Raw genomic sequence first — 18,486 nt, 5'->3', positions numbered from 1 at the left:
TTCTCCTTATAAGTCGACTGCTTATGCTGCAGAAGTCATTTTCGCATGAAGTTTCTTACCGATATAACGGGCAGAAAGGTTGAAAATCAAGATAAATACCAAGAGGATGGCTGCAGAACCTGCAGATACTTGTGTCGCATCAGGAATCGTTCCCTCACTGTTGACCTTCCAGATATGAACCGCTAGGGTTTCTGACTGACGGAAAATCGAAATCGGGCTGGTAACGCTGAGCGGGTTCCAGTTGGACCAATCAAGGGCCGGAGCTGATTGACCAGCGGTATAAATCAGAGCTGCTGCTTCACCGAAGATACGACCGGATGCAAGGACAATACCAGTAACAATACCTGGCAAAGCCTCAGGAATGACCACGTGGAGAACGGTTTCCCAGCGTGACAACCCAAGGGCCAAACCGGCCTCACGTTGTGTATGGTGAACGTGGCGCAGGCTATCCTCAACGTTACGGGTCATCTGTGGCAGGTTGAATACAGTCAGGGCCAAGGCACCTGAGATGATAGAGAAACCATATTCAAACTGGACAACGAAAATCAAGTAACCAAACAAACCAACGACTACCGATGGCAGAGAGGACAAGATTTCAATACAGGTACGGATAAAGTTGGTCAACGGACCTTTCTTAGCATATTCCGCTAGGTAGATACCAGCACCAGTTGACAGAGGAACTGAAATCAAAAGCGTTACAACCAAGAGGAAGAAGGAATTGTAGAGTTGGATACCAACACCACCACCTGCTTTATAGGAAGATGACTTGCTGGTCAAGAAATGCCAGTCTACATGAGGCAACCCTCTTAATAGGATAAAGAGGATAAGGGCTGTCAAAATAACGACGATAACTGTAGCGATAGAGTAAAGAATACCAGTCGCCAGTTTATCCATTTTCTTAGCGTGCATAGTTTTTCTTACCCTCTCTCGTAATAAATTTCATAATCATATTGAAGACCAAGCTCATCAAGAGCAAGACAAGGGCCAGTGACCAGAGGACGTTGTTCTGGACCGTTCCCATTACCGTGTTACCGATACCCATGGTCAAGACAGAGGTCAGGGTCGCAGCAGGTGTTGTCAAGGACGTTGGGATAACCGCTGAGTTACCCACCACCATCTGAATAGCCAAGGCCTCACCAAATGCACGGGCCATACCGAAGATAACAGCTGTAAAAATACCTGGTTTAGCTGCGTTCAGTATAACGCGCCAGATAGTCTGCCAACGCGTCGCACCCATGGCCAAACTTGCCTCACGGTAGTGACGAGGAACGGCCTTCAAGCTGTCCACTGTCATAAAGGTTACAGTTGGCAAAATCATGACGAAGAGTACGAATACACCTGACAAGATACCAAAACCTGTCCCGCCAAAGATGGAGCGGACAAAGGGTACCACCACCTGCAAACCGATGAAACCATAAACTACTGATGGAATACCGACTAGCAATTCGATAACTGGCTGGAGAATCTTAGCACCACGTTTTGGTGAAATCTCTGTCATAAAGACTGCTGCTCCGATAGCAATCGGCGTTGCAATCACTGCTGACAGGATGGTAACGATAAAGGAACCAGAAATCATTGGTAGGGCACCAAAAGTTTTGGATGCCGGTTCCCACTTGTCACCGAACAAGAAATCTACAATGCTAATGCCATCCACAAAGAAGGTCGAAAGTCCGCGTTGGGCCACGAAAATCAAAATCATGGCAACGATGAAGACAATCAAGCTCAAGCAAAGGAAGGTCAAAATTTGACCAAATTTCTCTAAACGAGAGTTCTTGGAAGGGGTTGACAATTCTTTTTCAAGTTGTTGATTTTTCATTTCTACTCCTTCTCTGTGACCACGCCATCAGCTGTCTTTTCAACTTTCATGGCATTCATAGAAATATAGCCCATGCTGACAACGATACCTTCTTGGACTTCTTCTGAATACATGTAGTCCAAGAATTCCTTGGTCAAACCTTCAGGCTCGCCCTTGGTGTACATATGCTCGTAAGCCCAGATTGGCCAGTCGTTGGTCGCTACATTTTCAGCCGTCGGTTCAAACCCGTTCAATTTAATGGTATGAATTGACTCATCTAGATAGGCAAAGGCCAAATAAGAAATCGCTCCTGGCGTTTGGGCTACAATGGACTTAACCATCCCGTTTGAATCCTGTTCCTGACTTTGAATGGCTTTTTCACCTTGCATGATGATGCCGTCAAAGGTCGCACGAGAACCCGAACTTGCTGCACGGTTGATAATGGAAATTGGAAGGTCTTTACCACCTAGCTCCTTCCAGTTGGTAATTTCACCAGTGAAGATTTTACGCAAGTCCTCTGTCGAGATGTCGTCTACTGTCACCTCTTCGTTGACAATGACCGCTAGACCTGCAACTGCTACTTGATGGTCCACCAGCTGGCTGGCATCAATCCCATCCTTCTCCTCAGCAAATACGTCTGAGTTACCAATTTGGACAGCTCCTGACTGAACCTGTGACAAACCAGTACCCGAACCACCACCTTGGACATTGACAGACTTACCGATGTTGACAGAGCCAAATTCATCCGCTGCCGCCTCAACCAAGGGTTGGAGGGCTGTCGACCCTACTGCTGTAATGGATTCTCCACGATCAATCCATGACGAGCAAGCAGAAAGGGCCAAACTAGAAACTAAAAATAAAGCTGCAATACCTAGCTTATGCTTTTTTTTCATGTCGTTTTTTCCTTTACATTTTTCAGTGGAATCTCCTCTATTTTATGTATTTTTTACATAGAATTTACAAGATTTTTCCACCATTCCACTATAACATATAACCGTACAAGTTGCAAAAATAATCTGCTTGCATCTCTTAAAAACGAAGGCCTTTGGGAAAGCTGTTTTTCAAGGTCCCATTGACAATTTTTGCAAATCCCAGACCATTGCCAGCAACCGCTACCTGATACCAACCATTAGGCAAATCCTTGGACACTTCAAGAGGCTGACCAGCCACATAGGCGGTGAAATCATCCAAGCCAATGTCCACTCGTTTTTTCACCTCATGGCTATGCAGGGCAAGACCAAGGGCAAAACTTGGCTCGAAACGTTTCTTCTTGAAAACGCCCAGATGAAGACCATTTCGGGCAATCTTAACCTTGGATAAGTCTGGCAGACCGGCAGGCAAGAGATAGAGATTGTCGCCAAAGACCTGCAGGAGACCGTCCAACTGAACCCGCAACTGCTGTTCCGCAAACTCCTTCCAGAGCTGGCTTTGTTCCCGGTTGAGATTGGACTTGCCAGACTTGACTTTCTTGCTTCTTCCCTGACCGACATAGCGGAACTTGGCCACAAATTGCCCTTCCCCCTTGAAATGGTGCGGATACATACGAGCCGTCTCAGGACAGCCAATGCCCTCCACCATTCCATTTATTTTAGGAATATCCACCAACTCTAGATGAAATTCTTCTACTAACCAGGCTACAATTTCTTCGTTTTCCTCAGGCGACCAGGTGCAGGTTGAATAAATCAGTTGTCCCTGGGGAGCCAGCATCTCTATTGCAGACTCCAAGATTTCTCTCTGTAGAGCCGCACATTGGGCCGGGTAGTCCGCAGACCAGTACTGAATGGCATCCGGATCCTTGCGGAACATGCCCTCACCTGAGCAGGGGGCATCCAGAACAATCATATCGAAATAGGAAGGGAAAACCTTTGCCAAACGGTCGGCTGATTCATTGGTCACGATAACATTTCTGGCAGCAAACCGTTCAATATTTTCAGCTAAAATCTTGGAACGCTTGGTCGATATTTCGTTACTGACCAAGAGGCCAGTATTATCCAGATAGGAAAGCAGGTGGGTCGACTTGCCTCCTGGGGCTGCCGCCAAGTCCAGGACTTTCATCCCTTTTGCAGGCGCAGCTACTTGACCGACAATCTGAGCGGCCGGTTCCTGGGAATAGACCAGACCTGTCACGTGCTCAGGGGATTTTCCTGAAACTTTGCCATAGTAAGACCAGGGCATGTCCGGAATGGCATCCACAAATTCCATCTGGGCCTCTTTAAGCGGATTGGTACGAAACCCTGAAACAGCTGGCTGGTCAAAACTCTCAAAAAATGCTTGGGCTTCTGGTCCAAGCAATTCACTATATTTATCAATAAAATCTTGTGGTAAATTCATGATGTCAGATACCTTTTTACTTCTTCAACATTGGCGTCGGCCACCAAGAGAACATACTCCCGTCCCTGGTAAAGTGGCTGGTCATTTTCCAAACTCAGGAGACTGAACCCAAGGGCCTGACCAAGTATGGCTGCTGCCGCATAATCCCAGGGGTAAATATAGGAAGCGTAGGCCAGAAGACGACCCTTCAAAACCTGTAAAAAGCCAATTCCAGCACTTCCTACCGATCGCGTCCCCAGGGTTTGCTGGGCCAAATCCCGCAAACCATAGGCATTTTCTGCATAAATCTTGGCATTGAGCCCCAGCAAACTGTAGGCAAAATCCTTCTTCTGGGGAGCAGGCAAGAGTTGGTCATTGAGCTTGACAGGATAGTCAGCACCACCATGCAAAATCTCATCATTCATGAGATCGTAAATGACCGCAAAAATCCCTTTTCCTTCTTCAAAATAAGCCAGCATAATGGCAAAATCCGCCTTCTGCGCGATAAAATTCGTGGTCCCGTCAATAGGGTCGATGACCCAGACATGACCAGTATCAATGCTGAAAACATCGCCACCCTCTTCACCAAAGATATGGTCGTCAGAATAATGCGATAAAATAGCCTGACTGAGACGCTCCTGGATAGCCATATCCACATGGGTTACCAAGTCCTGGGGATTAGTCTTTGCAATTATTTCCAACTGGTCGTCCAGATGTTCCAGGAGAAAGTCCCCGGCTTCCTTGACAATCGTCAGGGCAAACTGGTATTTAGCGTCCAAGTCTGACCACCCCCTTCTGCCTTTCTTGGGCAGCCTTGACTACACGGTAGCTAGAGTAGCCAGAAACATCCTCAAAATCACGGTCAATTTGCTTTTCTTGGGCCTTACTGGGAACCACTTCCTTGAAGGCACAGTAGGCTGTCAAAACCTGTCCTGCATCAGCTCCCTTTTCATAGGCCAGCTCCACCTGATTCAAAAAAGAAAGCACGGAGGAAATCTCCTCTGTGCTCCACGAAAAATCAAGTGGATATGAATAATTTTTGTTCATATCAATTTATCCTATTTCTGCTCGCAATGTAGCATTTTTTAATTCTTGTTTACGGTATTTTCTAGGAAGGAAGGCACGGATTTCATCTTCGTTAAACCCAATCTGCATCCGCTTTTCATCCAAGATAATGGGACGACGCAAGAGACTCGGATAGGTTTCTATCAATTCAATCAATTGACCAATGGACAGGTCATCGACATCCACATTCAACTTTTGAAAAACCTTAGAACGTGTCGAAATGAGGTCGTCCGTTCCATTTTCTGTCAAGGCTAAAATTTGCTTAAGCTCGACAGCAGTCAGCGGACTGGTCATAATATTGTGCTCAATAAAAGGGACTTCATGATTGGTCAACCATGTACGCGCCTTGCGACAACTAGTACAGCTCGGCGATAAAAACAAGGTAATCATCTGTTTCAGCTCCCTTCTACATTCCTAATCACTTATATTATATCGTAACTTTAGAACGTTTTCAAGGCTATTCCTGGATTTATTCCTCTTTCTTAATCAAAATGTCGATTTTTTTCTCCAGCTCCTGAATCTTCAGACCTTGTTCCTCGATTTTGGCAAGGAGAATATCCATCTTGGTCTCGCGCTCATTGTCGGTAAAAAAGCGGGTAATGGTCGAGGTCACCATACCGAAGGTGCAGATGCCAATCAACATCAGGAGGATGGCCATAATTTTTGAAATAGTATCCGTAGGAACAATATCCCCGTAACCAACCGTTGTCATGGTTACAATAGACCACCAGAGGGCATCAAAGAAGGACTTCTTCTCGATGATAGACAGGACCCCACTGGCCACTAGGACAGCTGATACATTGAGCATCAGAACCTTGGACAGGCTATTGGTGTGGAGGAGCTTATTGAGCGTGTCCCAGAAACGATTGGACAGAGCAAAAATGCGGGCAACCTTGACCAGGCGAAAAAGCCGCGCCAGCCGACCAATCTGCAGGAAACGAAAGACCGAATCGAAGGGAATAATGGCAATCAATTCCAAGATATGGTCCTGTATATATTGCAGATTATCTTCTGCATAATAAAGCTGAACGAAATAGTCCACTACAAAAATGAACCAGAGGCACCAATCCAAGGTCTGAAAGCCAGAATTATACACAAGGCTGGTATCCAGCAGTTCCAAGACAATCAAAAGAACGTAGGCCAGGGCCAGATAGGTCATGACCTTTTCATAAATAGGGTGTTGGACCCATTTTTTAATCATGCTGCCCCCAGTTGAGTGAATAGGCTTCATCACTCTTCATCTGCTCCATCAGAGCCTCAATGCCATCAAACTTAATCATGTCACGAATTTTTTCCAACCAGAAAATAGTCATGCTTTCTCCGTAGATAAAGTCTTCAAAGTCAAAAATATGGGCCTCAATCCGCAGTTCAGTCCCATCAAAGGTGACATTTTTCCCTACGCTGGTCATGGCTCGGTAACGTCGGCCACCGACCTCTACATCTGCTACATAAACACCGTCCGACGGTAGATGAACTCTATCGTAAGGAGCCAGATTAGCGGTAGGATAGCCAATAGTTCGACCTCTAGCATCCCCGTGAACAACCAGGCCTTGAGTCGTAAAGGGGTGGCCCAGCAATTGATTAGCAAGGGGGACATTCCCTTCTTTAATAGCTTGGCGAATGCGGGTGGAAGAAATTTTTTCACCGCCCATGGTCACTGCCTCCACAACATCAACCCGACCATCAAACAGTTCTGCCAAAGCCGTAACATCTGCTCTGCAATTGCCAAAATGATAGTCGAAACCTGCCACCAAGACCTGAGCCTTGAGCCCCTTGATGTAGCGTTCTACAAATTGCTCTGGCTGATTGCTGGCAAATTCACTGGTAAAGGGCGTCAAAAATAGCCGGTCTACACCATGGTCTGCCAAGAGCTGGTAGCGTTTCTCCCGGCTGGTCAAATGAAGGAGTAAGTCCAGCGAAAAGCGGGCAAAAGCCAACTTGGGGGACTCAGGAAAGGTCAAAACCGTCACGGTCAACCCCTCTTGATCCGCAATTTTTCTGGCCCGCTGCAAGAGTGCCTGGTGGCCCAGGTGAATCCCATCAAAATAACCCAAAACCAGCACCGTAGGCTCCTGCTGGTTCAAATCCCTGTAATCATTTATCTCTATAATTTCCATAACAGTTTATTTTATCATATTTTTGGACGAAAACTAGGCAAAAACCTTGCTTGGTTTGTAGAGGTCGTCTCGTTTTTCAAAAACAGCAATCAACTTGTCCTCATATAAGCCAGCTACTCGGTCTGCACTGGCATCCAATTGGAGAAAACGGCCAAAGCCAGCATCTGCCACCTGCTCTTCATTCAAGGTCACAATCGGCAGGTCACCAATGCCTTGCTCAATGGGACGAAGGAAGGAGAAATCATCTCTAGCAACCAAGGCCGCTATTTCCTCCAAGGTCAGTGCGTCATCCAGGCACATGCCTGCTGAACCAGTCCGCTCCAATTTGGACATGTGGCTGGCATAACCTAGCTTGGCACCCAGGTCCACAGACAGGGTCCGAACATAGGTTCCCTTGCCGCATTTGACACGGAACGTAAATCTGGCACAGCCGTCTGACAGCTGAATAGGGCTAGTGCGTTCAAAGCTGTAAATGTCCACCTGGCGTTGGGGACGCTCTACCTGCTCTCCTGCTCGTGCATATTCATAGAGCTTACGGCCATTGACCTTGACAGCTGAGTACATAGGCGGAATCTGGGTAATCCGACCGACAAAGCTAGCCATAGCCTCATCCACTGCCTGCTCTGCTATTTCCAAAACAGGCGTCGTCTCCAAAGTTTCCCCGGACGCATCTTCTGTCGTAGTCGAGTAGCCAATGGTAATCTCGCCCTCGTAGACCTTGCCCTCCTCCTGCATGAACTCAATCATGCGAGTAGCCTTGCCGACCGCAATGGGCAGAACACCTGTCACATCTGGGTCCAGGGTCCCGCCATGGCCAATTTTCTTTTCCTGTAGGATCTTGCGGAGCTTGAAAACCGCATCATGACTGGTCATGCCAGCCTCTTTTTTTAAATTGATAATTCCTGAAATCATAGATTTAATTATACCATAAAAGGACCGCTCTTGTGAGCAAGTCCTCGCTTACTTTCTAAGAAGCTGTATTTACAAGTAAATGTCATTTAGAAAATTTCCTTAGTTAAAGGTGTTGAACTGTAAATACAGGTTTATAAATTCCTGACTAGCCAATCATCTCTAGCAAATACTGCAAGAGGAGGGAGATGCAGGTAATGCTAATCCAGCAGCTGGCCCCTAGCAGAATGGCTCTTCCACCTGTCCTGAGCAGATGAAGCAGGTCTGTCTTGAGTCCAATCGCTGCCATGGCCATGGTGATGAAGAACTTAGACAAATCCTTGATGGGCGCAAAAATTGCTTGAGAATAGCCCAGACCAGTCCAAATCGTCGTAAAAAGACTGGCCCCAAGGAAAAAGAGGATAAAGGTCGGAAAGACCGTTTTGAGCGAGAAATCTGACTGGCTGGACCGAGCTTTTTGGGCTTGTAGAATGGCCAGAACAAGAGTAATCGGTATGATGGCCAGAGTTCGTGTCAATTTGACTGTTACACCTGTATCTAGGGTCTGACTTCCCAGCTGGTAAAGATTATCCCAGGTGCTTGCTGCCGCTGTGACAGAGGAGGTATCATTGATGGCAGTTCCTACAAACAAGCCAAATTCTTGACCCGATTGGGTGGAAAATCCCAGGATTTTTCCTAAACTGGGAAATAGCAGTGCTGCCAAGAGATTAAAGAAAAAAATCACCGAGATGGCTTGGGCAACCTCTTCATCCTTGGCCTTGATAACAGGCGCTGTCGCTGCAATGGCAGAACCCCCACAAATCGAAGAACCAACTCCGACCAGGATTGCAATCGGTGCTTCAATCGCAAAATACTTGTGCCCAAGATAGGCCACTAGCAGGGCTGTTGAAATTGTCGCAAGGATAATAGGCAAGGACTGCTTGCCAGTCTCCCAGATGACACCCAGATTGAGACCAAACCCTAGTAGAATAACCGCATATTGCAATATTTTTTTAGATGTAAAGGCCAATCCAGCATCCAAAACATAGCTATCCTTGATAAAAAATGCTAAGACCAGTCCTATTATCAAGGCAAAGACTGCTCCACCAACCAGCGGAAATTGACTTCCCAGCCACTGACTGGCCAAGGCAATAATGACACAAACACCGATACCAGCTGCTTTTCTCCTAAATTCCATCCTAACCTCCCCCAAAGGAAACTTTTCAAACATTATACTCTTTTTCTGTAAAAAATGCCTGGGAGGGATGATAAACACCTCAGGCCCATTAGAAAAGACCCGCACAAGCAGGTCTTGAATTTTAGGGGGCAGTTAATCTAGATCGGTGACTTGGTAATCACCCTCAATATAGAAAGTCGATGTCAGGCTTTCCTGCCCTTCGTTGACAAGGATTTCCACACAGTTGCTGTCAACCAAGACCAGCAGGTCTGTCGCTTGAACAGTAACTGCTCGGCGAACCGTTGGCCACTCTTCTTCACCAGACTGCTGGATTTTGAGGTGACTACGGTCAATATAGACTTCTTGGCTTTCTTTATCGTAACCAAATTGCAGGTAATCTTGGTCACTTCCAAGTTTTAGTTCCAGACTGTCTTCCAGTTTAAGAGAGAGCTTACTTGGACCTTGGATGCTTTGTCCAATTTCAATATCCTTGAAGGCTTCCAAGACACTTGTTGGCAGAACTTGGTGCAATCCGTTTTCAGTCTTCTTGAGAATGCGTGGTAGGGTCATTTGACCAAACCATTGGTGTCCAAGGTCATTGGTCACCAACTTGCGACCCCAAGTGTGCATCCAGGCTACCATGACACGCTCCCCTTCTGGACCTTCAGTCGTTTGAGCTGCATAGAAATCATGCCCATGGTCGATTTCCTTAAAGGAATCTGCCACAAAGATCTTCTTGTCCCAGTCCACATGACCCGTCACAAAGATATTGGAGTTGATATTGATAAAGTCATTCCCATCTTTTTGGTAACGCATTGGAGAGATAATCAGGTACTCTTGACCATCTACTTCAAAGTAGTCAGGACATTCCCAGACAAAGCCTTGGTTGGCCTCACCTTTCAAGAAGATAGACTCAAATTTCCAATCCGTCAAGTTGGGAGAGCTGAGTAAGACGATACAGCCGACATTGTCCTTGTGCTTAGTTGCGACAACAGAGTAGTAGTGACCATCTTTCTCAAAAATCTTCGGATCGCGGAAGTCATTGGCGATCACTTCTTCTGGTAGTCCTTCTGCTGTGGCGACTGGATTCTGCTCGATTTTTTCAAAGTGAATACCGTCAGTCGAGAAAGCCATGTTCTGAACTTGGCTAACTGTCCCGTCTTCATTGACGATGTGACCTGTGTACATGAGCCAGAGGACATCATCTTTGACAATGGCAGAGCCCGAGAAACAGCCGTCTTTATCGTAAGCTTTATCAGGAGCTAGGGCAACTGGAAGCTGCTCCCAATTGACCAAGTCCTTACTTTTCGCATGACCCCAGTGCATCGGTCCCCAAACACTCTCGTAAGGGTTGAATTGGTAGAAGAGATGATATTCTCCACGGAAGTAGATAAATCCATTGGGGTCGTTCATCCAGCCTGTTTCTGGTGTTAAATGGGCTTGCGGTTTGAAAATCGGATTGACCTTTCCTTTTTCTGTCTGAATAAATTGATTGGCTTCTACTACTGTTTTCACAGGCAGCCTCCTTTTGATTACTGATTTTCTTTATACTGATCGTAGTATTTTTGCTTGATAGCTAACCAGTCAGAAAGACCATAGCTTTCCAACTCTTTCAAGTAGCTATCCCACTCTTCTTCGATACCACCGTTTACAATCCATTCTGCACGTTTACGGTAGATGAAGTCGTTCATATCTGCTTCAACTTGGGCAATCTTGTCCAAATCCTCTTGTTCCATGAAGACACGAGGATAGATATCATCGTTGGTTACATAGTCAAGATAAGTAGCGTGCATCAAGTCCAAACGCCATTTGGCATCGTCTGGCATGGTTGTCACTGTACCGTAGTATTCATCAAGAATAGCAAGTGGTCCACCAACTTCTGTCTTCTGACGTAATTCGCCTGGAGCTGTACCGTTCAATGGTAGGTGCTTAAGACTATTAGTTGCTGTGTCAAGTTCAAAGATGTTTTGTTGGGTTTCATCGCCATAGGTACCCCAGTTGTTTTGAACAGACTGGATTGGTTTGTATTGGGCATCAATCCATTTAGCAGTCAATTCCAAGTTTTTGTTAGCTGAAGTAATGACCATGCGGTCACGTTGAAAGCCCATACCGTTTGTACGTGTGATGTGCTTGGTTCCGTCAGGACCTGCCAAGACTGGCAAGATGTCATAAGTATCGTTCATCCCTGTAATGTTCGCTTTATCCCAAGTGAAGTATACACCGTAGAGATTTTCACTACCTTTAGCAAGATAAGTATTCCAGTCATGCTCGAAGGCTTCTGGGTCAATAAGACCTTTCTCTTGAAGGGTACGCATGAACTCAACACCTTCTTTGTAGTCTTCATTGTCCGCTGTAAAGTCAACAGTGCCGTCATTGTTGACAACGATGTGCTCGTCGTTATCTCCGACGCCAAAGGCACCAAAGAGAATCTTGAAGTCTTCGCCGCCGTTACCGTTGACAAAGGACATTGGGATTTCATCTGCCTTACCGTTGCCGTTTGGATCTTTTGTCTTGAAGGCTTCAAGGACCTTGATCAAGTCATCGGTTGTTTTTGGCATTTCAAGACCAAGCTTGTTCAACCATTCCTTGTTAATCCAAGCAATATCGCTGACAGTATGGATAGATTCCTTGCCTTCACCCAACTCTTCAATCCATGGGAATGAGTAGATATGTCCGTCTGGTGCTGTAATCATGGAACGATACTCTGGATTTTCATCCAAAATTTTCTTGAGGTTTGGCATATGCTCATCGATCAAGTCTTCAACTGGTACGATAACACCTTGTTTAGCCCAGTTCATCAATTCCACATCAGAAGCCCCGTCGTTATGGATGGCATCTGGCAAGTCACCCGAAGCAATGTCCAAATTCCGCTTTTCACCAAAGTCTGACTGGTAGTTTGTCCATTCAATATGAACGCCAGTTTCTTCCTCAAGACGTTGAAAAATCAACTTTTCATTAGGATCAGCTGGAGCTAGAGGTGAACTAGCTGTCATGAACTTAAGCGTAACGGATTTTTCCAAAGGGAACTGAACATCTTTCAATTCATAATCAGGGCTTGATGCGGTATTTTTCGAGCCACAAGCAGCCAACAAAACGGTACTTGCTAGAAGCGTAACAACTGTTTTTCCAAATTTGTGTTTCATCAGAAACAACCTCCTGTTTTGTTTTCTATAAAAATTTTGAATAATTTTAACCTTTTAATGAACCAGCCATGATACCCTTGTCAAAGTATTTCTGGAAGAATGGATACATAACAATGAGTGGCAAGCTAGAGATGACAATGGTCGCATACTTAATCATTTCTGCGATTCGTTTCATTTCATTCATGGCAGCCTGGGCACCAATCATGTCCTTAGCAGGCTCGCTTTGAATGAGGATTTTACGAAGTACTAGTTGGAGTGGCTCCAAGTCTGGATCCTTGATGTAAATCATAGCATCAAAGTAAGAATTCCATTGACCGACAAAAGCATAGAGAAAAAGTACAAACATAATCGGTTTTGCCAGCGGAATCATGATTTTCCAGAAAATCTGAAATTCATTGGCACCGTCCATAACGGCTGCTTCAACCAACTCATCTGGCAAGCCTTGAAAATAGGTCCGTGCCAAGATGATATTCCAAACATTGACTGCTCCAGGAATAATAATGGCCCAGACAGTGTTCAACATTCCCAAATCTTTAACCAAGAGATAGGTCGGAACGAGTCCACCACCGAAGAACATGGTGAAAACTAGAAAGGCATTGATCCATTTTTTCCCAACCAAATCCTTTTTTGAAAGAGGATAAGCAGTCATGACCGAAATGGCTACAGTCACAAAGGCAAGGAGAAGGAATAAAAGAGGGAGTTGAAGAATCCGCGTAGGATAGACTTGTCTGAAAATACCCTTTGGTAGCCTTCTACTGTCCAGTCCTTTGGATCAAAGCTAATGCCTTTGCTGACCAAAGCCTGCGGATCCATGAAGGAAGCGACTAAGATATAGACCATAGGCACAACTGTTATGAGAACAAGAAATGCCAGCAAGATTTTATTGACAACCAGCATTCGCTTGTCAAATTTTGTGTACATTTGTGTATTCATACGAACCTCCTATAAGCCTTGTCCGTCGTTAATGCGTTGGACAATCTTATTGACTGCAATCAGCAGGATAATATTGATAAAGGCATTGAACAAACCAACCGCTGTTGAGTAGGAGTAGTCCCCTGACACCAAACCAATTTTATAGACATAGGTTGAGATGATTTCAGAGCTGGTCAGGTTGAGGGAGGTCTGCATCAGAAAGGCTTTTTCGTAACCAACGTTCATGATGCCCCCAGCTGCCAGGATAAACTGAATGACCATAACTGGTTTTAGCGCTGGTAAGTCAATATGCCAGATACGTTGGAAGATATTGGCACCGTCTAATTTTGCTGCTTCAATCAAGGCAGGATCAACATTGACCAAGGTTGCTGTGTAGAGCGTTGAGGCCCAACCCATTCCCTGCCAGATACCACTGAGAATATAGAGAGGTCTGAAGTAATCAGGATTCGTCAGGAAGTTGGCCTCCAACCCAAACATACCTAGGATGGAATTGACCGGTCCTCCTACCGAGAAGAAGAGAAAAATCATACCGACGATGACCACGACCGAGATAAAGTTTGGAGCATATAACACCAATTGAATCCGTTTTTTAGCCTTATCGCTCAATAATTGATTGAGCATGATGGCCAAAATAATGGGTGGAAGAAATCCTAGGAGCAGGCCGTAGACACTTAATTTCAAGGTATTGGCAAGCAAATTACCAAAGTTTGGAGAAGAGAGAAACTTGGTAAACTCTTCAAACCCAATCCACTCACTGCCAAGTACCCCTTTTAACGGATTGTAGTCCTTGAAGGCAATCAGCACCCCGTACATAGGAATGTAACGGAAGATGAAGGTTAAGGCCAAACCTGGTAGCAACATCAGCAACAAGAGTTTCTGTTGCTTTATTCTGTCAACTATACTAGCTTGTTGCAGTTTTGATGTTTTCATAAGAACTCCTTTTTGAAACGTTTCAAAATTTTCTGTTTTAGAAAGAGGATGAACTCCTCTATTTTTGAAACGTTTCATTTTTCTTGTAAAAATAAAACCAACTATTTATTGATGATTTTATTCTAACATTGTAACCGTTTTCTGTCAACCCCAATTTCAATTTTTTGTCGTTTTTCCTTCAACATAGGAAATTGGCAGGGTGATTTGTTGTGGCTGTCCTTTTTTATCAATGATATCAATCAAACAAGCCACTGCTTCTTGAGCCATTCTTTCTAACGGCTGACGAATGGTCGATAGGAACATCGGACGATCTCGTGCGATTTGGATACCATCATAGCCAATGACCTGGACATCTTCAGGAATTCGTTTACCCAGTTTCTCCAAAACTTCTACCGTTTCCAAAGCTACAAAGTCATTGATGGTGAAAATGGCATCAATTTGCGGGTTGGCAATCAAAAATTTCTCTACTTCTCCAACAAAATCATTATAGGGTTCTTCCAAATCGAGAACATGGCAGGGATAGCCAGCTTCTGTGATTCGTTTTTCAAAATAAATTCTGCGTTTTTTGGTTTCGTTGATGGTTTTATTGTGCCCACCGATAAAGGCAAAATGGCTACCACCTTTTTCAATCAAGGTGTCCGCTGCTAGTTCTGCACCAGCTTGGTTGTCCGAGCTGACACAGGCTATTTCCTTGTTTTCATAGGTGCGGTCGATACTCACAAAAGGAATATTAGATGATAGGTAATCGTCAATGGGACTATACGTGATGGCGATAATGCCGTCCACCTTATTTTGCTGGAGCATGGTCAGGTAGTCCAGTTCCCTCTTGGGTCCTGAGATATTGCAAAGGAGCAACTTGTAATTTTTCTTACTCAGTTCCACTTCAACATGATAGGCAAATTCTCCAAAAAAGGGATGCCAAACAGTCGGAATAATCAAGGCAATGGTTTCGGTCTTGTTCTTCTTCATACCACGGGCATAGACATCCGGAATGTAATTCAATTCCTGAATGGCTGTCTGAACTTTTTCAAGGGTGCTTTCCTTGATACCAGACTCCTTGTTGATGACCCTTGAAACCGTTCCAACACTGACACCAGCAAGTCTTGCTACATCTTTCATGGTAATTGATTTTTGTTCTTCCACAATAATCTCCTTTCCAAAACATTTTTTGAAACGTTTCAATATTTGATACTAGGATATCATTGATAGCGTTTTCTGTCAAGAAAAAAATAAAATAGACCAGCTGAGCCAGTCCATTGAGTTTAACAAAATCTAATTATTTCTTTTTCTTTCTTTTCAAATAATCAAATAAATCCAACAAACAATAAGGAATAAGATAAACAAAATAAGCTAGAAAGAACCTTCTTGAATCAAGATTGCTAAAATACAAAACAACCAAAACTAGAAGAGATAATACTAAATAGAAATTCTTATTTTTAAATAGTTTGCTCATTGTTATTTACCCCTAAAGTCCGTGAAATGTTTATAGCCTTTTGTTTTAAATAGAGCCGTCCATTCCTTACGATTTATACATCTTCTTCATCGGGTGCTTGGCAATGACTTCTGGGTGATTGTCCAGTGCTGCCTGGCCTTTTTCGGTCAAGGCGTAGCCACGAACCTTGAAGTAAGGTGCCAATTGCTCCTCCGTCAAATGGTCTTTGAGGGCTTGATCAACTTCTGCCGCCTTCATTTTCGACAAACCTGTCACACCTTCTGCCTTAAGAATATTTTTCTTGGCCGTTGAAGTAATGTGATCCAGCGACTCAAATGCTGTTTCGACGCAGGCATAGCCATCCGCAATCAGTTGTTCCATATGGGCAGGACCGTCAATCCCATAGCTGTACTCAAAATACTTGGAATAGGGCGTCGTCGTTTCAAAAGAACCTAGACTAATGCGCCAGAGCAAGATAATATCGCCCGGCAAAATTCCCTCTTCCAGACGGACCATATTGCGCTTGGGAACCGGCTTGGGTTCTAGCAACCATTGACCCAAATCGCGTTCATGAGAAATATAAGGCTTGACCTCATGGTCTTTATACATTTCCTCAATGCGTTTCTCAAATGACATGTTCTCTTCCTCACCAAACTTAAACTTCTACTCAATTATAGCCTATTTATGGGCATAGAACAAGAAGAAGAACTGCAGATTGTTAGGCACCAACCATAATCTGCCAGCAGATACCAAATTGGTCCTCAAGGTTGGCATAGGCAGGAGCCCAAGGTGTTTCCTGGTATTCAGCAATAATCTTCCGTGCATCCCGGCTCAATTTCTCGTAAATACGTCTAGCATTATCCGCCGTATCCACCACAATAAAGGCCGAAAAATTGTAGCCCTGTCGGTATTCAAAGGCAGGATTTTCATCCGAAATCATCAGTCGATGCTCTCCGACCACTAATTCAGCGCTCAAGAGCAAATGTTCGTGCTCCTTGGGACAAGGATGGACAAAGTCTGCCCATTTCTTCAGATTACAGACCTCAGCCTGCAGGGCATCTTGGTAAAACTGGACCGCTTCCACCCCATTTCCATTCGTTACTAGATTGATTTCTAGCGCTTGTATCATTTTAACATCCTCACATTGATAAATAAGCATTCTGCAACTTCTTCATTATACAAAACGGCAATTTTTATTATACAATTTTTGTAGAAAATTTCAAAAACAAACGAATTTCAGATAATTAAAGTCAATTCATAAATATTGGAATAATCAACTTTTTATCGATATTTATTAAAAGATTAACTTAAAATCATTTGTAAATCTTTAGTTATTTTTAATCAAATAAAATTCCTGCTAGCCAGAAGATGACTGCAGGAACTTGGTCTAATCTTGTCTTTTAAACTGGAGCAAGCGGCTGCCTTGGAAGGTCAATTCTCCCTGGTCACCTTCAGCAAGTAGGGCATATTCCTCAGGCTTGACACGAAACTCCCTGCGCTCCTTCTGCCATTCAAAGGTCACATAGTAATTGGTCCTAGCCATTTCATTGCCAAAGACATGAGTGCGCTTGGACACTAGCTTGGCCTGCCGAATTTCCACCGGAGACTGGTTATTGCGATGCCATTCCAAAAAATTTCGGACGATTTGATAGACAACAATCCCCAAAATAATGGTGGCAACTGCATAAATGAATAGCATAATTACATCCACACTTCCACCTGGACCTAAAAGATTGTCAAACATAGTAGATACTCCTTTTACATTTATAAGAATAGTATATCATAATTTGAATGGCCAGGAAATTGAATATTGACTAAAATCATGATAAAATGAAGCATAATTTTGAAATGAAAGTGATGATACAGATGAAAAAACTACTTTTTCTAGGCCTTGCTAGCAGCCTCCTACTGACAGCCTGCGCCAACTCAACAATGACACCAAGCAGCACTGAAGAGGCTAATTCAAGCTCTACCCTGCAAACAACTTCTGACTCGACAGCAGCCAGCAAATTCAAAAAAGATCTGGCCTACGCTGTCAACAATCCTGATGCCGTTTTTCCACAGTTGAGCCCAGAGGTTGCTGACAATGAGGCCCTGGTCAAGATAAAAACAACCGAGGGAGACATCACCATCAAGCTCTTCCCTGAATTGGCCCCTATGACGGTGGAAAACTTCCTGACCCACGCCAAAGAAGGCTACTACGATGGTACGATTTTCCACAGGGTTATCAAGGACTTTATGATTCAAGGCGGAGATCCCCTGGGCAATGGTACCGGTGGCGAGTCCATTTGGGCTGGCAAGGGGACGACCAAGGATGCCGGCTATGGTTTCAAGGATGAAATTTCTGCCTTCCTCTACAATATCCGTGGCTCTCTTTCCATGGCCAATGCTGGTGCGGGGACAAACGGCAGTCAGTTCTTCATCAACCAAAACACAACCGATATGTCCGGTCAATTGGCTGGCGCAGGCTATCCTGAAAAAATCCTACAAGCCTACAAAAACGGGGGCAATCCAAACCTGGATACCAAGCACACCGTCTTTGGTCAAGTTACCGAAGGCATGGACGTTGTGGATAAAATCGCCGCTGTAGAAACCGGCGAAAACGACAAACCCAAAACAGATGTGAAAATCGAAAGCATCGAAATCCTGAAAGACTACACCTTCCCGACAGAATAGACCAAAACCCAGTCGACGAC

Annotated in this window: 19 protein-coding genes and 1 pseudogene; 1 reads left to right on the top strand and 19 read right to left on the bottom strand. The window is 44.5% G+C overall.

Features of this window, described 5'->3' with window-relative positions; all coding sequences use genetic code 11:
• Positions 1 to 21: 21 nt before the first annotated feature.
• The 19 genes and pseudogenes from pstA to ACHBIE_RS01170 form a co-directional block, all read right to left on the bottom strand.
• The gene (pstA, locus tag ACHBIE_RS01260) at positions 22 to 909 is read right to left on the bottom strand and encodes a phosphate ABC transporter permease PstA (protein WP_105123236.1); all 888 of its coding nucleotides are present in this window, start codon (positions 907 to 909) and stop codon (positions 22 to 24) included.
• Positions 899 to 1,816, bottom strand: a complete 918-nt coding sequence (pstC, locus tag ACHBIE_RS01255) for a phosphate ABC transporter permease subunit PstC (protein ID WP_105123235.1) — start codon at positions 1,814 to 1,816, stop codon at positions 899 to 901. Before pstC ends, pstA begins: the two co-directional genes overlap by 11 nt.
• Positions 1,817 to 1,818: 2 nt before the next feature.
• On the bottom strand, positions 1,819 to 2,688 hold the full coding sequence (locus ACHBIE_RS01250; RefSeq protein ID WP_105110979.1) for a phosphate ABC transporter substrate-binding protein PstS family protein: 870 nt from the start codon (positions 2,686 to 2,688) through the stop codon (positions 1,819 to 1,821).
• A 136-nt stretch (positions 2,689 to 2,824) separates the two neighbouring features.
• Positions 2,825 to 4,126: an RsmF rRNA methyltransferase first C-terminal domain-containing protein gene (locus ACHBIE_RS01245; RefSeq protein WP_172010044.1), complete on the bottom strand. Its 1,302-nt coding sequence runs from the start codon at positions 4,124 to 4,126 to the stop codon at positions 2,825 to 2,827.
• Positions 4,123 to 4,884, bottom strand: a complete 762-nt coding sequence (locus ACHBIE_RS01240; protein ID WP_394732504.1) for an inositol monophosphatase family protein — start codon at positions 4,882 to 4,884, stop codon at positions 4,123 to 4,125. Before ACHBIE_RS01240 ends, ACHBIE_RS01245 begins: the two co-directional genes overlap by 4 nt.
• Positions 4,874 to 5,152 carry a UPF0223 family protein gene (locus ACHBIE_RS01235; protein WP_394732503.1) on the bottom strand — a complete coding sequence of 93 codons (279 nt, stop codon included), beginning with the start codon at positions 5,150 to 5,152 and terminating at the stop codon, positions 4,874 to 4,876. Before ACHBIE_RS01235 ends, ACHBIE_RS01240 begins: the two co-directional genes overlap by 11 nt.
• A 6-nt stretch (positions 5,153 to 5,158) precedes the next feature.
• Positions 5,159 to 5,560, bottom strand: coding sequence for a Spx/MgsR family RNA polymerase-binding regulatory protein (locus ACHBIE_RS01230; RefSeq protein ID WP_105110983.1), 402 nt, complete (start codon positions 5,558 to 5,560; stop codon positions 5,159 to 5,161).
• A gap of 79 nt (positions 5,561 to 5,639) precedes the next feature.
• A complete protein-coding gene (locus tag ACHBIE_RS01225; protein WP_105110984.1) occupies positions 5,640 to 6,371 on the bottom strand; it encodes a potassium channel family protein in 732 nt (243 codons plus the stop codon).
• On the bottom strand, positions 6,364 to 7,287 hold the full coding sequence (locus ACHBIE_RS01220) for a bifunctional riboflavin kinase/FAD synthetase (RefSeq protein WP_394732502.1): 924 nt from the start codon (positions 7,285 to 7,287) through the stop codon (positions 6,364 to 6,366). The genes ACHBIE_RS01225 and ACHBIE_RS01220 overlap by 8 nt, the downstream gene beginning before the upstream one ends.
• Positions 7,288 to 7,320: 33 nt before the next feature.
• Positions 7,321 to 8,196, bottom strand: coding sequence for a tRNA pseudouridine(55) synthase TruB (gene truB / locus ACHBIE_RS01215; protein ID WP_394731885.1), 876 nt, complete (start codon positions 8,194 to 8,196; stop codon positions 7,321 to 7,323).
• A 148-nt stretch (positions 8,197 to 8,344) separates the two neighbouring features.
• The gene (locus ACHBIE_RS01210) at positions 8,345 to 9,373 is read right to left on the bottom strand and encodes a YeiH family protein (protein WP_394732501.1); all 1,029 of its coding nucleotides are present in this window, start codon (positions 9,371 to 9,373) and stop codon (positions 8,345 to 8,347) included.
• Between the two features lie 132 nt (positions 9,374 to 9,505).
• Positions 9,506 to 10,867, bottom strand: a complete 1,362-nt coding sequence (locus ACHBIE_RS01205) for a glycoside hydrolase family 32 protein (RefSeq protein ID WP_394732500.1) — start codon at positions 10,865 to 10,867, stop codon at positions 9,506 to 9,508.
• A gap of 17 nt (positions 10,868 to 10,884) precedes the next feature.
• The gene (locus ACHBIE_RS01200; protein ID WP_394732499.1) at positions 10,885 to 12,495 is read right to left on the bottom strand and encodes an ABC transporter substrate-binding protein; all 1,611 of its coding nucleotides are present in this window, start codon (positions 12,493 to 12,495) and stop codon (positions 10,885 to 10,887) included.
• A gap of 46 nt (positions 12,496 to 12,541) precedes the next feature.
• Positions 12,542 to 13,428 (bottom strand): annotated as a pseudogene (locus tag ACHBIE_RS01195) (carbohydrate ABC transporter permease).
• A gap of 9 nt (positions 13,429 to 13,437) precedes the next feature.
• Positions 13,438 to 14,358, bottom strand: a complete 921-nt coding sequence (locus ACHBIE_RS01190) for a sugar ABC transporter permease (RefSeq protein WP_105110989.1) — start codon at positions 14,356 to 14,358, stop codon at positions 13,438 to 13,440.
• 156 nt (positions 14,359 to 14,514) lie between these two features.
• On the bottom strand, positions 14,515 to 15,504 hold the full coding sequence (locus ACHBIE_RS01185; RefSeq protein WP_394732543.1) for a LacI family DNA-binding transcriptional regulator: 990 nt from the start codon (positions 15,502 to 15,504) through the stop codon (positions 14,515 to 14,517).
• A gap of 373 nt (positions 15,505 to 15,877) precedes the next feature.
• The gene (locus ACHBIE_RS01180; RefSeq protein WP_394732498.1) at positions 15,878 to 16,426 is read right to left on the bottom strand and encodes a hypothetical protein; all 549 of its coding nucleotides are present in this window, start codon (positions 16,424 to 16,426) and stop codon (positions 15,878 to 15,880) included.
• 82 nt (positions 16,427 to 16,508) lie between these two features.
• A complete protein-coding gene (locus ACHBIE_RS01175) occupies positions 16,509 to 16,919 on the bottom strand; it encodes a VOC family protein (protein ID WP_105123258.1) in 411 nt (136 codons plus the stop codon).
• A gap of 258 nt (positions 16,920 to 17,177) precedes the next feature.
• Complete coding sequence (locus ACHBIE_RS01170; protein WP_105110993.1) at positions 17,178 to 17,534, bottom strand: DUF2500 domain-containing protein; 357 nt, start codon at positions 17,532 to 17,534, stop codon at positions 17,178 to 17,180.
• Between the two features lie 122 nt (positions 17,535 to 17,656).
• Between ACHBIE_RS01170 and ACHBIE_RS01165 the strand changes: the two genes are divergently transcribed.
• Complete coding sequence (locus tag ACHBIE_RS01165) at positions 17,657 to 18,466, top strand: peptidylprolyl isomerase (RefSeq protein WP_172079434.1); 810 nt, start codon at positions 17,657 to 17,659, stop codon at positions 18,464 to 18,466.
• The last annotated feature ends 20 nt before the right edge of the window (positions 18,467 to 18,486 follow it).

It is taken from the genome of Streptococcus sp. A23 (genome assembly GCF_043674155.1).
Classification (GTDB): Bacteria; Bacillota; Bacilli; order Lactobacillales; family Streptococcaceae; genus Streptococcus; species Streptococcus suis_V.
This window is presented reverse-complemented; position numbering and strand designations above follow the sequence as displayed.